This is a genomic window from Trinickia diaoshuihuensis, from assembly GCF_003390925.1.
GTDB classification, from domain to species: Bacteria; Pseudomonadota; Gammaproteobacteria; order Burkholderiales; family Burkholderiaceae; genus Trinickia; species Trinickia diaoshuihuensis.
Window position 1 is genome coordinate 116,088 of the sequence record NZ_QUBS01000018.1, and the last position, 13,873, is coordinate 129,960.

Below are 13,873 nucleotides of genomic sequence, written 5' to 3' on the forward strand. Positions count from 1 at the left end.
CTCAAGCTAACGCGGCAACGTGCTCGCGCAGCCGCTTTGCCGCGCGCACCATATTCGAGAGCGCCGCCTCGGTTTCCGGCCAGTCGCGCGTCTTCAGGCCGCAATCCGGGTTGACCCAGAGCCGCTCGGGCGGAATGACCTCGCAGGCGCGCGCGAGCAACCGCTCGATCGCCTCCATCGTCGGCACGCGCGGCGAATGGATGTCGTAGACGCCTGGCCCAATCTCGTTCGGATAAGCGAACGCGCCGAAACCGTCGAGCAATTCCATCGCCGAGCGCGACGTCTCGATAGTGATGACGTCGGCATCCATCGAAGCGATCGCCGGCAATATATCGTTGAACTCCGAATAGCACATATGCGTATGGATCTGCGTCTCATCGGCCACGCCGCCGGCCGTCATCCGAAACATACGAGCCGCCCATTCGAGATATTCGGGCCAATCGCTTCGACGCAACGGCAATCCTTCCCGGAAGGCCGGCTCGTCGATCTGCACGATACGGATGCCGGCCTTTTCCAGATCGAGTACTTCGTCGCGGATCGCAAGGGCCAATTGCAACGCCGTCTCGGCGCGCGGCTGATCGTCGCGGACGAATGACCACTGCAGCATCGTCACCGGCCCGGTCAGCATCCCTTTGACGGGACGCCGCGTCAGAGATTGCGCGTATTTGGCGGTCTCGACCGTCATCGGCTCGGGACGGTAGACGTCTCCATAGATGATCGGCGGCTTCACGCAGCGGGAACCGTAGCTCTGCACCCAGCCGTTCTCGGTAAAGGCGTAACCCCATAGTTGCTCGCCGAAGTACTCAACCATATCGTTCCGCTCGGCCTCGCCATGCACGAGCACGTCGATGTCGAGAGCCTCTTGGCGCCGAATCGCCAACTCGATCTCGGCACGCATCCGCTCCAAATAATCGAGCGCTTTCATTTCGCCCCGCTTATAGGCGGCGCGCGCATGCCGGATCGCCGGCGTTTGCGGGAACGAACCGATCGTCGTGGTCGGCAGCGGCGGGAGCTGCAATGCTTCGCGTTGCAGGCGGTTGCGCTGCGCGAAGGGCCGCTGACGGGCGGCCATGGCGTCGGTCGCCGCGGCAGTGCGCTTTTGCACGAGCGCATTGACGACCGCGCTAGAGGTACGGCGCGACGCTCGCGCCGCATCGGCTTGGGCTAGCAGGGATTCGGCTGCAAGCGGCTCGTCGAGCGCGACGCCGACGGTCCGGATTTCATCGAGTTTCTCCGTGGCGAACGCGAGCCACGACTTGATTTCGCCATCGAGTTTGCGCTCCGCTGAAAGCGAAACCGGCACATGCAGCAGCGAGCAAGACGCAGCAATCCACAGCCGCTCGCCCAATGCGGCATGCACAGGCCGCAGCGCTTGCGCGATGGCGCGCAAATCGGCGCGCCAGACATTGCGGCCATCGATAACGCCCGCCGACAACACCATCGTATCGGGCAATGCCTCGCACCATGCGTTCAGTTGATCCGGCGCGCGGACGAGGTCGATATGAACGCCGTGAATCGGCAATGCGGTGATGCGCGCGGCATGCTCGGCCGCCGTCTCGAAGTAAGTGGCGAGGAGCACATTCACGCCGCGCACGCCCAGCGCTTGATAGGCCGTGGAGAAGGCTTGCAGCCACTGTTCTTCCAGCTCGAGGCAAAGCGCCGGTTCGTCGATCTGCACCCATTGAACGCCGCGCGCTTTGAGCACATCGATGATTCGAACATACCGCTCGACGAGCCTCGGCAGCAGCGCCAAGCTATCGAAACCCGCTTCGTGCGACTTCGCCAGCCGTAGATAGGTGACCGGACCGATCAGTACGGGCTTGACCGGCAACCCCAGGGCCAGCGCCTCGTCGACTTCTTCGAAAAACCAATCCACTCCGCCGTCGAAACAAGTATCGGAGGCCAGTTCCGGCACGAGATAGTGGTAGTTGGTATCGAACCACTTCGTCATTTCCATCGCCGGTTGCGCGGCGTTGCCGCGCGCCAGCTCGTAATACTGCGTGAGCGTCAGCTTGGCCGAATCGAATCCGAAACGCCGCGGCAATGCGCCCAGCAATGCGCTCATACCGAGCATCTGATCGTAGTAAGCGAAATCGCCGACGGCCACGAACGCGAGCCCCGCCGCGCGCTGCGCCTCCCAGTGCCGCGCACGCAACGTGGCGGCTGCGCCGCGCAAGTACGCCTCGTCAGCCTCTCCGCGCCAAAACGCTTCCTGGGCGAACTTCAATTCACGATGCGCGCCAATGCGCGGAAAACCGAGAATGTGAGTGCATGTCATGACCGTCTCCTCATTGCGATGGTCGCCAGTGTCGGAGACGCGATATCATTCATCAAGCGACAAGTTTTCATCAATACATGAATTTGATTCATACCTTACCAATCCGTGCTCGAGTCTCATGCTTGAAATCCGCCACTTACGCTCGCTGATCGCCATCGCCGAGTCGGGCAAGCTCGTTGCCGCGGCCGAGCGCGTGCATTTGAGTCAGTCGGCGCTCTCGCATCAGATTCGCGACATCGAGGCGCACTACGACGTTTCGTTGTTCGAACGTACGAAACAAGGGTTGCGTTTCACGTCGGCGGGCGAGCGCCTGCTGACGCTGGCCCGCGAAACCCTATCGGCGGTCGCGGCGGCCGAACGCGACTTGCTGCGCCTGAAGGGGGACACGGCCGGCGAGCTTCGAATCGTCCTCGAATGTCATACGTGCTTCGATTGGCTCATGCCGGTCATGGACGAATTCCGCCGACGTTGGCCTGAAGTCGAAGTCGATCTAGTGGCCGGCTTCCATGCCGACCCGCTACGTCTGCTCGATGACGGCAAAGCCGATGTCGTGATCGGCTCGCAGCCGGCGGTTAAGCGCGCTCTGCACGTCGCCCCGCTGTTTCGTTTCGAAATCCTCGTGGTCATGGCCAACGAACACCGGCTGCGCAACAAACGCCGCGTCGGCGCGCAGGAGTTGGCGGGGGAGACGCTCATTACTTACCCGGTGCCCGAGTCGCGGATCGATCTGATCCGCGAGGTATTGCAACCCGCCGGCATCAAGGTGGAACGCCGCACGGCGGAGCTCACGATCGCGATCATGCAGCTCGTGGCGAGTCGCCGCGGCATCGCGGCGCTGCCGAACTGGGGGGTGAAGAACTACGTCGACCATGACTACGTATTGGCCAAGCGCGTGGGCCCGCGCGGTTTATGGAGCGAGCTGTACGCGATCGCGACGCCCGCGTTTGCGGGCCGACCGTATTTTGACGATTTCGTGAAGATCGTTCGCGACACGTGCGCGGCTCAGCTAGAGGGAATCGAGTTGCTGTCCGGTACGGATTGAAGGCGCGCGATGCAATAAATCCTGGAAAACCACGTGCGTCCGAACACCGACATTCGGTGAAAAGCGCCACAAGCTTTCATCGAACGCGAGCCGTTACGGTATCTGAACGTGGATTGATATCGATCAAAGAATCGGCGGCCTCTCTTCAAAGCGCTACGTGCTGTGCCGTTAATGCAACAAAGCGTTAAAAAAAGATTCGGCGCTGGCACTTCGAAGGAAGCGCGTCGGATAATTGTTGCGTGCCAGGAGATCATCATGCAAGCCAAGCCCACCAAAATCCCGCCCCCAGAAAAAGTGGCCACGCCGGATCAAGAGCCGGTAGGTGTCGAGTTTCTTGCAACCGAACTGCCTGAGCACGTCCGAGCCTTTTTCGACGAACAACGCAAACTGTGCGATCCGAAATGACGATCGCGGACCACGGAGTCCGCGTCGAATGACGGCTCGCGCGCGCCGGAAGGCACTATCGGCCGCCGTACTCGCCCTCGCCTTTTCGCTGGCGTGCGGCGGCGCGCGCGCGGACGGCGACGAGACCGCGATGACGAACCTCGTCGCTCTCGTCTCGGAGCGTCTCGCGCTAGCGTTGCCCGTCGCGCAATGGAAGTGGGCCAACCATCGCCCGATCACCGATGCACCTCGCGAAGCGGCGCTGCTGGCCGATGTGACTCGGCGCGCGCAAGCCGCCGACGTCGACCCCGCGTTCGCACGCGCATTCTTCCAAGATCAAATCGACGCCAGCAAACAAGTGCAAACCGCGCTGTTTGCGCGCTGGCGCACGTCGGCACCGCCGTCCGGCGGCGCCCCGGACCTGGCCGCGAGCACGCGGCCGCAACTCGATCGTCTGACGCAAGCGCTCATTCCCGCGTTGGCGCGGGTTCAACCATGGCGTAAAAACGATGATTGCCCCGCTCGACTCGCGCGTAGCCTGCGCAACTGGAAGTCGTTGACGCGCTACGGCGAAATCGACGCCGATGCGTTGAACACCGCCTTGTCCCATGTCTGCGCGGCAGGCGGCGTAGGCGCCGAAGGCTAGACGGAGCGAGACTAGGCGGTCGAGCCGACCGCTTCAGACGTCGGCCGGAGCCGTGTCCGGCGCTGAGGGCACCGACGCCACTAGCGGCGCGACTGGCAGCAATGGCACAACCCGCAGCCCCCGAGCCAGATGCGTCTGCAAGATGCGAAACGTCGTCGGCTCGTATACGGGATCACCCTGACCGGGATCACCCTGTGCAGCCGCGAGCGCACGCGCGGCATCGAGCGTCGGCGCGGCACCTAGGTAGCACCACCGGTCGACGACATGAAAGACATGCTCGCCGCCCGGCTCCTGCGCTCGCTCCTCGAACGCGATGGCCGCATCGAAGGGCCAAGGCGCCGCCTGCGATTCGGCCCGCCCAATTCGCGGCTGTCGATTGTGCACCGGACGCAGCGTGCCGACCCATTTAGCCTCGGTCAGCAGCGCGCCCAATTCGCCGCCGGTGGCGCGCCATTGCACGCGGCGCACTTGCTCGGCGATTCGCAGCTCTCGCGCGGAACGCCGCTCACCGGTCAAATGCGCACGCACGCGTTGACGCAGCCGCACACTGCGGCCCACGTAAAGCGGCACGTCGGCGGCGTCGAAGAACGCGTAAACGCCGTGCCCCGCCGGCGCCGCATCGATCATGTCCTCGGTAATATCGCCCGCGATTCGATAGCGGCGCACGGTGCGGTCGATCTGCGCATTCAGGATCTCGGGAGTCCAAAGCGTCTGCAGCCGCTGCCAGAACTGCCACAGGAGGTCGGCATCGGCCAGCGCCCGGTGGCGCGCGAGTGGTTCGAGCGCATGTCGCTCGATCAACGCGTCCAACCCGTGGCGCTTCTCGTGCGGCCACAAAGCGCGCGATAACTTGACGGTACAGAGCACATCGGGATTGAACGTCAATCCGGCGCGTTGAAACTCCCCGCGCAGGAATCCGCGGTCGAAGCTTGCGTTGTGCGCGACGAACAAGCTGCCGTCGAGCCGATCGAAGAGTTCGGCCGCGAACGACGCAAACGTCGGCGCATCGCGCACCATATCGTCGGTGATGCCCGTCAATGACTGAATGAACGAGGGAATGGGCTGTCCGGGATTGACCAGCGTGCTCCAGCGGGAAACGCCGCCCGGGCCGACCTGCACGACACCGATTTCGGTAATGCGGTGCTCAATGACCGAACCGCCCGTGGTTTCCAGATCGACGAAAGCGATTGGCGTATCGATCGATGGGATCGGCAAAAACGAATCTGACATGAATAAGGGCGCTCGGGTGCTTCGATGAACGAAGTATGCACCACCCGAACGCCCTTGTAAGGATGCCCGCCGCGTCAGGGACCGCCGTTAAGGCGGCTGGACGCGGCTTGCCTGGGCAAACGTATTACAGCGGGCGAATATTCGCCGCTTGCTTGCCCTTCGGGCCGGTCTTCACGTCAAACTGAACGCGTTGATTTTCTTTTAGCGACTTGAAGCCTTCAGCTTGAATCTCGGAGAAATGCGCGAACACGTCCTCGTTGCCCTTGTCCGTGGTGATGAAGCCAAAGCCTTTAGCATCGTTGAACCATTTTACGACACCGGTTTCCATAGTACTGATTCCCTCGAAATTTAATAGACGGGCTGCGCCCTCCGCCTGAAACCCCAGCCTCGGAAGAACGACACCTCGGTCTCTCTCCCGGGGCGCCGTTCACTGGGTCATTCCGGCGCTGCTTTTATAAATGTTCCGTCGATCTGTCGTCAAGAAATTTTTCATTAAATGCTGAGAGCGTCAGTTGCTTATGCGAGATGCACTAGAAAATTACGCCGACCGAGTCACTATTACTTGTGAGGGGCACATAAACATCGCGAGACAGGAAAAATCTTCGCTAGTTGCAACAAGATATTTCTACGGTAAGTATTTTTCCGGGTTGTACCGTTCGCGCCGCCGTTAGATCATCAAAGTGACGTTTTTTGGTTGGAGACGGCCGTGCATGCACTCTCTCTCAAGCGCTTCGTCTCCTGGCTGTTCCGAATGCCCCGCGCGGGTGCGGCATCGACTGGTCGGACGAATGGCGCTGCAACCTCGGTACTCGAGTTCGACCCGCTCTGGCACGGGGATCATTGGCAAAATCTATTGGCGTCGCCCATGGACGCCCGGCACTACGTGATGGAAGACTGGACGCTGCCGCTCGAAGAAGAACGAAGCGCGTATTCAGGCGCCGAGGACAAGCAGCGGGGTCGCCGCCGTCTGCGCGGTTGACGCTCCTCCAAAAAAAGACGCGGCTGGGAAGCCGCGCTGACAAAGGTTTGGAGACGTCTTTTCCTTGATGAAAAAGTCTGCTTGGGCAAGCAGAACGCGCAGTATAGCCGGGCAGGCGATATGTGTTATCCGCATGTCGCGCAATCCTCTTTTTCAGAACCGTCAATAATCGAGCAATTCGAATACAGTCTTTGCAATTGCGTTGCAAAACAGCGTCTCGTAAACGCAACGTCAGCTATTGTCAATATTCGATTCGCACCCTTTTTCATACACCCCAAACCCTTGCTGGACAAGGGTTTCGTCGATAGCCGGCGGGTATTTTAAAATCCGCAACACTTTATTTCCGTTTTCGAAAGGCAAGCGGAAAGAAGCCCGTATTTACACTCAAGCCAGTTCGGAAAACGGACGTGCTGCCCTGGTTCCCCGCATCGCCTTGCGCACGGCTTGCCGGCGCCTCGTGTGAGCACCCAGGAAACTTCCTGATACTGGAGTGAGAGATGAAAAAAACGCTTCTAGTGGGCGCCCTGACGGGCGCGTTCGCGACAATGGCGCACGCTCAAAGCAGCGTGACGCTCTACGGACTCATCGACGCCGGCATCACCTACACCAACAATCAAGGCGGTGCGCATGCTTGGCAAGAAACCTCGGGGTCGGTGAACGGCAGCCGATGGGGTCTGCGCGGCGCGGAAGACCTCGGCGGCGGCCTGAAAGCCATCTTCACGTTGGAAAACGGATTCAGTATCAATAACGGCACGCTTAGGCAAAACGGCCGCGAATTCGGCCGCCAGGCGTTCGTCGGCTTGAGCAGCGAGCAGTTCGGCAGCCTGACGCTCGGCCGCCAGTATGACGACGTCGTTCAGTACCTCGGACCTTTGGCGCTGACGGGCACGCAATACGGCGGGACGTACTTCGCCCATCCGTTCGACAACGACAACCTCGACAACTCGTTCCGTATCAATAACTCGGTCCATTTCCAAAGCGCGAACTACGGCGGCTTCAAGATCGGCGCGTTGTATGGCTTCTCGAACACGGCGGGCCAGTTCTCGAATAACCGCACGGTCAGCGTCGGCGCGTCGTACTCATGGGCGGGCCTGAACGTCGCGGCGGCCTATTTGCAGATCGATAACGATCTGAACGGCTTTAACCAAGCGGTGACGGCCCCCGGCTCCGTGGCCGGCGATGCGGCGTTCGCTGCCGGCCGTCAGCGCACCTGGGGTGCCGGCCTGAACTACACGTTCGGCCCCGCAACGGCGGGATTCGTCTTCACGCAGACGCACCTGAACGATACGATCGGCGTCAACGCCGGCAATGCGGGCACGGCGGGAACCCTCGCGCTGCCCGGCGGCTCGGTTCGCTTCAACAACTATGAAGTCAACGCGCGCTATGCGCTGACGCCGGCGGTCAGCCTGGCCGGTGCCTACACGTACACCGATAGCTCCATCGGCGGCGTCAATCCGAAATGGAACCAGTTCAACCTGCAAGCCGATTACGCCCTCTCCAAGCGTACGGACGTCTACCTGGAAGGCGAGTATCAGCTCGCGGTAAACAAGGGTTTGCCGATCGGCGCGGTGATCAACGGCTTGAACATGTCGTCGACCAACAAGCAAGTTGCCGCGACGCTCGGCCTACGCCACCGCTTCTAACCGAGCGGGCGTTGCACGCCGCATGACCGAAGGCGCCGGCAACGGCGCCTTTTTTCATGGTGCGAGACCTGGTGGCCGGACGGCAGTCCTTGCGCGCCGCATGAGCTCAGCCGCGGCCCGGATACCGTACGTCGAGCACGTCGATCGGTTCGGGGCCCGCCGGCGTATGGAGCGTTACCGTATCGCCGATACGCGCCTTCAGCAGCGCGCGGGCAACCGGCGAAATCCAACTGACGTGACCGCGGTCGAGATCGACTTCGTCGACGCCGACGATCGTCACCGTATGGACCTCGCCGTCCTCGGTCGCATACTCGACGGTCGCGCCGAAGAACACCTGGTCGATATTTTCCTGCTTGCTCGCATCGACGACTTCGGCGATGTCGAGCCGCTTCGTCAGAAAGCGTATGCGCCGGTCGATCTCGCGTAGACGGCGCTTTCCGTAGATGTAATCGCCGTTTTCCGAACGATCTCCATTCGAGGCAGCCCAAGACACGAGCTTCACGACCTCGGGGCGCTCCTCGTCGATCAGATGAAGCAACTCGTCGCGCAGGCGTTTATGGCCGGCCGGCGTGATGTAGTTCTTGGTACCCGCCGGCATCTCCGGCTGGGCGATGTCGAGATCGTCGTCATCGGCGTCGCTCGACTCTTTGACAAATGCCTTGTTCATGTGCGAATCACTGCGTGCAATCAGACTTCAAGCGTACACGATCGTACGCGCCGCAAGAAAGTTTGAAGAAACCCACCGCAATGTCTTCCCTTTTCTCCGAACTTTGCTATAATTTCGCTTCTGCGTGCGGCTGTAGCTCAGTTGGATAGAGTACTTGGCTACGAACCAAGGGGTCGTGGGTTCGAATCCTGCCAGCCGCGCCACTCTTTTCAAGAGCCTTCTTTACCGAAGGCTCTTTTGTTTCACCGAAGTCCGGTTTTGCGTTTTAGCGTGCGGCTGTAGCTCAGTTGGATAGAGTACTTGGCTACGAACCAAGGGGTCGTGGGTTCGAATCCTGCCAGCCGCGCCACCTATGAAGGGCCTTCCACACGGAAGGCCCTTTGTTTTTTGCATTGCGCTAAGGGCCTTCCACACGGAAGGCCCTTTGTTTTTTGCATTGCGCTTATTTTGCGCGCCCGCTTCGTCGTTGTGCGCGCCTACGCAGAGTGCCGCGGCGCGGACAGTTGCGCAGCTTAGTAATCGCCCCGCTCGCGCTCGATCCGCATGCCACCATCGTGGCGATGATGACCGTCCTCGCTCGGGCGCTCGCGCGCGATCCGCATGACGTCGGGATTCGTCCTCACCCGTCGCATGACGTTCGCGAGGTGCACGCGGTCGCTCACCTGGATCACGAACCGCAACACCGTCGATTCTTGCGACAAGTCTTCGTCCATCGCGATGTGGACGATATTCGCGTCCGCCGAGGTGATATCGGCCGCCACGCGGGCGAATACGCCCTTCACGTTGCGCACGAGCACCTTCACCGCCACATCGAACAAACGGCCGGGCTGCGGTGCCCAGGCGACGTCGATCCAGCGGCCCGGATCGCGCCGGTGAATGCGCTGAGCCACGCGGCAATCGGTCGTATGAATCGCCATCCCGAGCCCGATGCCGATATAGCCCATGATGTCGTCGCCGGGAATCGGACGGCAGCAAGCGGACAACTGCACCGACATCCCTTCCGTCCCGGTAATGACGACGGGCGGCGCATGCGGCGTCGGGTGAGCCGCCGTGCCGGCATGTTCGGCCCGGCCGTGTTCGTCGTCGGCATCGCGGCCGTTGACGAGCACTTCGATTCGCTTGGCCATCACCGCGGCCACGCGCCGGCCCAGCCCAATATCCGCAAAGATTTCCTGGCGGTTCTTGTTGCCCGTCCATTGCACGAGCTTCTCCCACACTTCGGGCTCGATCTCGGCAAGCGACAACCCATAGCCCTTGAGGCTTTGGTCGACGAGGCGCTCGCCCAATTGGACCGACTCGTTCAACCGCATCGTCTTCAGATAGTGACGAATGGCCGAGCGCGCCTTACCGGTGCGCACGAATCCGAGCCATGCCGGATTGGGCTTCGAATACGGCGCCGTGATCACTTCCACGATGTCGCCGCTCTTCAGTTCGGTGCGCAACGGCAGCAACTCGTTGTTGATCTTGACGGCAACGCACTGGTTGCCGAGATCGCTGTGGATCGAGTAGGCGAAATCGAGCGCCGTCGAGCCGCGCGGCAGCGCCATGATCTTCGACTTCGGCGTGAAGACGTAGACCGCGTCCGGGAACAGGTCGATCTTCACATGCTCGAGGAATTCGCTCGAATCGCCGGCCTCGCTTTGGATGTCGAGCAGCGATTTGAGCCACTGATGCGCGCGCTTTTGGACGTCGTTCAGATCGGCGCCGCCGTTCTTATAGAGCCAGTGCGCGGCGACGCCGGCCTCGGCGATCTCGTGCATCTTGCGCGTGCGCACCTGAAACTCGATCGGCGCGCCGAACGGGCCCACGAGTGTCGTGTGCAGCGATTGATAGCCATTGACCTTCGGAATTGCAATGTAATCCTTGAACTTGCCCGGGACGGGCTTGTACAGGGCATGCAGGACCCCGATGCAGGTATAGCATTCCAGGGCGCTGCCGACGACCACGCGAAAGCCGTAAACGTCCAGCACCTGTGAAAACGATAACTGCTTGTCGCGCATCTTCTTGTAGATGCTGAAAATCGTTTTCTCGCGGCCTGTCACCTCGGCCTCGATCGCCGCATCGGCGATCGCGCGCTGAACCGACTCCAAGATCTTGCCGACGACTTCGCGCCGGTTGCCGCGCGCCGCCTTCACGGCTTTTTCGAGCGTGGCGTACCGGTGCGGATTGAAATTGGCGAAGCTCAGATCCTGCAACTCGCGATAGGTATTGTTCAGACCTAGACGATGCGCGATCGGCGCATAGATATCGAGCGTTTCGCGCGCCACGCGCCGGCGCTTTTCCATCGGCACCGCGCCGAGCGTGCGCATGTTGTGCAGGCGGTCGGCGAGCTTGACGAGAATCACGCGCACGTCGCGCGCCATCGCGAGCAGCATTTTGCGGAAGTTTTCCGCTTGTGCTTCCTCGCGATTGCGAAACTCCATTTTGTCGAGCTTCGACAAGCCGTCGACGAGTTCCGCGACCTTCGGGCCGAAGCGCTCGGCCAGCTCGGTTTTCGTGACGCCCTGGTCTTCCATGACGTCGTGCAGCAGCGCGGCCATGATCGACTGCGCATCGAGCTTCCAGCCCGCGCAGGTTTCGGCAACCGCTACGGGATGCGTGATATACGGCTCGCCGCTTTGGCGATACTGGCCAAGGTGCGCTTCATCGCTGAAGTGGAACGCGGCCTTGACCTCTTTGATCTCTTCGGTGCTGAGATAGCCGGCCAGCATCGAGGTGAGTTTCGCGATCGAAACGACATCGTGCTTACGGGGCTGCTCAGGGGTGGCGGTAGGTCCGAACAGGTGGCGAAACGATTGTTCGAGAACCGCGTCGATGTACTTGCGCGCGGGGCCCGGCGCTTCGACGTCATGCTCGTGCTCGAGGTGCACGGCATCGTTGGAAGCGGAGGCGGACGATGGGGTAGCGCTCATTTTCGCCTCCGGGATCGATCGCTATGCGGGCTAGACGCTGACTTGCATGGCTCGAGACGGCGCTGGGCACGAGCTGCGCCCAGCGCGTCCGATGCTTTAGACGGGGACCTTCTTCAGCATCTCGAGACCGACTTGGCCCGCCGCGATCTCTCGCAGCGCAACCACGGTGGGCTTGTCGCGGCTTTCGATCTTCGGCGTATGACCTTGTGCAAGTTGACGCGCGCGATACGTCGCGGCGAGCGCCAGCTCGAAACGATTCGGGATTTGCTTCAGGCAGTCTTCGACGGTAATGCGGGCCATGTTTCGAAATTCCTTCTCAATATGTTGCTCATTCTACCTTATGTGCGCAAGCATCCGCCTTTACTCGGCGTGCGGCAGATGGATGCCGAGCTCGACGAAAAGCTGGGTATGGCGCGCGTATTGCGAGGCGAAGCGCAAACGCGTCGCGTCGACCACGCACTGTAGCTCGGCGAGCGCGCGCTCGAAGTGCTCGTTGATGATGACGTACTCCGACTCGGCCGCGTGCGCGATCTCGCTGCCGGCCGCGAGCAGCCGGCGCGTGATCACGTTCGGCTCGTCTTGCCCGCGCTTTTTCAAGCGCTCTTCGAGTGCCGCGAGCGAAGGCGGCAAGATGAAAATTTCCACCGCGTTGCGAAAGCGCTTCTTCACTTGCTGCGCGCCTTGCCAGTCGATTTCGAGCAAGACGTCGTGGCCGCTCTTCATCTGCTGCTCGATCCACAAACGCGAGGTCGCGTAGTAGTTGCCGTGCACTTCCGCGCTTTCGAGGAATTCACCGCGGCCATGCCGCTCGAGAAAATCGTCGACGGTCGTGAAGTGATAGTGCTGCCCGTCTTGTTCGCCCGGGCGCGGCTTGCGCGTCGTGTACGAAATCGACAGACGGATCGCCGGATCGCGGGCGAGCAGCGCGTTCACGAGCGTGGACTTGCCCGCGCCGGACGGCGCGACCACCATGAAGAGATTGCCGGGATAAGCGCCCGCGTACGGATTGTGCGGTGCGGGATGCGCCGCGTTCGGTTCTTGCGTGAACTCTGTCATGGCCGTCGTTACTCCAGATTCTGCACTTGCTCGCGCATTTGCTCGATGAGCAGCTTGAGCGTCATCGACGCATCGGCCAACTCCTTGGCGGCTGCCTTCGAGCCGAGCGTGTTCGCTTCGCGATTCAATTCCTGCATCATGAAGTCCAGGCGCTTGCCGACCTTGCCGCCCTTCTCGATCACATGACGCGTTTCGTTCAGATGCGCGGTGAGCCGCGACAACTCTTCGGCGATGTCGATCCGGATACCGTACATCGTCACTTCTTGGCGGATGCGCTCGGCGATCTCCTCGCGCGAAACGATCGTGGCCGCCGCGTCGGGCGCCGCGATGCCGAGCGCCTCTTGCAGGCGTTCGACGATCTTTTGCTGATGCTTCGCGATGAGTTCGGGTACGAGCGGCGTGATGCGCGCGACGATCGCTTCCATTTCAGTCACGTTGCCGAGCAACATCGCGGCCAGTTGCGCCCCCTCGCGTGCGCGGACATCGACGAGTTCGCCGATCGCTTGCTTGCCGCACGCAAGGACCGCATCGCGCAACGTATCGGGCGACACGTTCGATTCCGCCAGCACGCCGGGCCAACGCAAAATCTCACCCGTGCGCATGCGCTCGCTGCCGGGAAACGCGTCGAGTACCGCACGTTCGAGTGCGGCCAACTGGGCCAGCGCATCGCGGTTCAGCGAGCCGGCCGTGGCCGTTTGCTCGCTGCGTTGAAAGTTCACGCGGATGTCGACCTTGCCGCGCGAGAGCTTCGTCATCAGCATTTCGCGCAGCGTCGGCTCGCAGGTGCGCGCTTCCTCGGGCATGCGGAAGTTCAGGTCGAGAAAACGCGAATTCACGGTACGCAGTTCGACCGACACGCTCATGGCTCCGGTACCGCCCGCGGCCGCGAGTTCGCGCGTGGCGCTCGCGTAGCCTGTCATGCTGTAAATCATCGTCCGTCTCGCGATTGAGGCCGTCGCCGGCCGGTTGTTCGAGCCGCTTCGCGCGTCGACCCGGCGCGAAAGCGTTGAACGCGCATTATCCCATTTTTAAGGCG

Annotated in this window: 13 protein-coding genes and 2 tRNA genes; 7 read left to right on the forward strand and 8 right to left on the reverse strand. The window is 61.5% G+C overall.

Translation table 11 applies throughout. The features are described 5' to 3' along the window. Window position 1: 1 nt before the first annotated feature. Entirely contained in the window at window positions 2-2,278 is a 2,277-nt protein-coding gene (metE, locus tag DXT59_RS04180) for a 5-methyltetrahydropteroyltriglutamate--homocysteine S-methyltransferase (RefSeq protein ID WP_116135663.1), read from the reverse strand. 118 nt (window positions 2,279-2,396) lie between these two features. On the opposite strand from metE, the gene DXT59_RS04185 reads away from it, so the two are divergent. From DXT59_RS04185 to DXT59_RS04195, 3 genes are all read left to right on the forward strand, one after another. Continuing rightward, window positions 2,397-3,320 carry a LysR family transcriptional regulator gene (locus tag DXT59_RS04185; protein WP_116135664.1) on the forward strand — a complete coding sequence of 308 codons (924 nt, stop codon included), beginning with the start codon at window positions 2,397-2,399 and terminating at the stop codon, window positions 3,318-3,320. 255 nt (window positions 3,321-3,575) lie between these two features. After that, window positions 3,576-3,725: a hypothetical protein gene (locus tag DXT59_RS30435; protein WP_162877939.1), complete on the forward strand. Its 150-nt coding sequence runs from the start codon at window positions 3,576-3,578 to the stop codon at window positions 3,723-3,725. Between the two features lie 28 nt (window positions 3,726-3,753). Further along, window positions 3,754-4,350, forward strand: a complete 597-nt coding sequence (locus DXT59_RS04195) for a chorismate mutase (RefSeq protein ID WP_116135666.1) — start codon at window positions 3,754-3,756, stop codon at window positions 4,348-4,350. Between the two features lie 33 nt (window positions 4,351-4,383). On the opposite strand, the gene DXT59_RS04200 is transcribed toward DXT59_RS04195, so the two are convergent. Together DXT59_RS04200 and DXT59_RS04205 are read right to left on the reverse strand one after the other, a co-directional pair. After that, the gene (locus DXT59_RS04200) at window positions 4,384-5,580 is read right to left on the reverse strand and encodes an exonuclease domain-containing protein (protein ID WP_116135667.1); all 1,197 of its coding nucleotides are present in this window, start codon (window positions 5,578-5,580) and stop codon (window positions 4,384-4,386) included. Window positions 5,581-5,704: 124 nt separating this feature from the next. After that, window positions 5,705-5,908 carry a cold-shock protein gene (locus tag DXT59_RS04205; RefSeq protein ID WP_102646167.1) on the reverse strand — a complete coding sequence of 68 codons (204 nt, stop codon included), beginning with the start codon at window positions 5,906-5,908 and terminating at the stop codon, window positions 5,705-5,707. A gap of 423 nt (window positions 5,909-6,331) precedes the next feature. On the opposite strand from DXT59_RS04205, the gene DXT59_RS04210 reads away from it, so the two are divergent. Further along, the gene (locus DXT59_RS04210; RefSeq protein WP_240324397.1) at window positions 6,332-6,559 is read left to right on the forward strand and encodes a hypothetical protein; all 228 of its coding nucleotides are present in this window, start codon (window positions 6,332-6,334) and stop codon (window positions 6,557-6,559) included. A 497-nt stretch (window positions 6,560-7,056) separates the two neighbouring features. Continuing rightward, the gene (locus DXT59_RS04215; RefSeq protein ID WP_116135669.1) at window positions 7,057-8,202 is read left to right on the forward strand and encodes a porin; all 1,146 of its coding nucleotides are present in this window, start codon (window positions 7,057-7,059) and stop codon (window positions 8,200-8,202) included. A 106-nt stretch (window positions 8,203-8,308) separates the two neighbouring features. Here the strand turns inward: DXT59_RS04215 and greB are convergent, their stop codons facing one another. Then, window positions 8,309-8,869: a transcription elongation factor GreB gene (gene greB / locus DXT59_RS04220; protein ID WP_116135670.1), complete on the reverse strand. Its 561-nt coding sequence runs from the start codon at window positions 8,867-8,869 to the stop codon at window positions 8,309-8,311. 126 nt (window positions 8,870-8,995) lie between these two features. Here greB and DXT59_RS04225 point away from each other — a divergent pair. Continuing rightward, window positions 8,996-9,072: transfer RNA gene (locus DXT59_RS04225), tRNA-Arg, on the forward strand. 69 nt (window positions 9,073-9,141) lie between these two features. After that, window positions 9,142-9,218, forward strand: a tRNA-Arg gene (locus DXT59_RS04230). Window positions 9,219-9,381: 163 nt separating this feature from the next. Here DXT59_RS04230 and DXT59_RS04235 read toward each other — a convergent pair. The 4 genes from DXT59_RS04235 to DXT59_RS04250 form a co-directional block, all read right to left on the reverse strand. Continuing rightward, complete coding sequence (locus tag DXT59_RS04235; protein ID WP_116135671.1) at window positions 9,382-11,781, reverse strand: RelA/SpoT family protein; 2,400 nt, start codon at window positions 11,779-11,781, stop codon at window positions 9,382-9,384. A 96-nt stretch (window positions 11,782-11,877) separates the two neighbouring features. After that, complete coding sequence (gene rpoZ, locus DXT59_RS04240) at window positions 11,878-12,081, reverse strand: DNA-directed RNA polymerase subunit omega (RefSeq protein ID WP_006400783.1); 204 nt, start codon at window positions 12,079-12,081, stop codon at window positions 11,878-11,880. A gap of 60 nt (window positions 12,082-12,141) precedes the next feature. Next, window positions 12,142-12,837, reverse strand: a complete 696-nt coding sequence (gene gmk, locus DXT59_RS04245; RefSeq protein WP_116135672.1) for a guanylate kinase — start codon at window positions 12,835-12,837, stop codon at window positions 12,142-12,144. Between the two features lie 8 nt (window positions 12,838-12,845). Then, window positions 12,846-13,769: a YicC/YloC family endoribonuclease gene (locus DXT59_RS04250; RefSeq protein WP_116135673.1), complete on the reverse strand. Its 924-nt coding sequence runs from the start codon at window positions 13,767-13,769 to the stop codon at window positions 12,846-12,848. Window positions 13,770-13,873: the final 104 nt, after the last annotated feature.

Bases quoted from the DNA above. Each gene is read 5' to 3' on its own strand.
- DXT59_RS30435 (WP_162877939.1), top strand. From the start codon at position 3,576: ATGCAAGCCAAGCCCACCAAAATCCCGCCCCCAGAAAAAGTGGCCACG.
- DXT59_RS04195 (WP_116135666.1), top strand. From the start codon at position 3,754: ATGACGGCTCGCGCGCGCCGGAAGGCACTATCGGCCGCCGTACTCGCC.
- DXT59_RS04215 (WP_116135669.1), top strand. From the start codon at position 7,057: ATGAAAAAAACGCTTCTAGTGGGCGCCCTGACGGGCGCGTTCGCGACA.
- greB (WP_116135670.1), bottom strand. From the start codon at position 8,869: ATGAACAAGGCATTTGTCAAAGAGTCGAGCGACGCCGATGACGACGAT.
- DXT59_RS04250 (WP_116135673.1), bottom strand. From the start codon at position 13,769: ATGATTTACAGCATGACAGGCTACGCGAGCGCCACGCGCGAACTCGCG.
- metE (WP_116135663.1), bottom strand. From the start codon at position 2,278: ATGACATGCACTCACATTCTCGGTTTTCCGCGCATTGGCGCGCATCGT.
- DXT59_RS04200 (WP_116135667.1), bottom strand. From the start codon at position 5,580: ATGTCAGATTCGTTTTTGCCGATCCCATCGATCGATACGCCAATCGCT.
- DXT59_RS04235 (WP_116135671.1), bottom strand. From the start codon at position 11,781: ATGAGCGCTACCCCATCGTCCGCCTCCGCTTCCAACGATGCCGTGCAC.
- DXT59_RS04210 (WP_240324397.1), top strand. From the start codon at position 6,332: ATGCCCCGCGCGGGTGCGGCATCGACTGGTCGGACGAATGGCGCTGCA.
- DXT59_RS04185 (WP_116135664.1), top strand. From the start codon at position 2,397: ATGCTTGAAATCCGCCACTTACGCTCGCTGATCGCCATCGCCGAGTCG.
- gmk (WP_116135672.1), bottom strand. From the start codon at position 12,837: ATGACAGAGTTCACGCAAGAACCGAACGCGGCGCATCCCGCACCGCAC.
- DXT59_RS04205 (WP_102646167.1), bottom strand. From the start codon at position 5,908: ATGGAAACCGGTGTCGTAAAATGGTTCAACGATGCTAAAGGCTTTGGC.
- rpoZ (WP_006400783.1), bottom strand. From the start codon at position 12,081: ATGGCCCGCATTACCGTCGAAGACTGCCTGAAGCAAATCCCGAATCGT.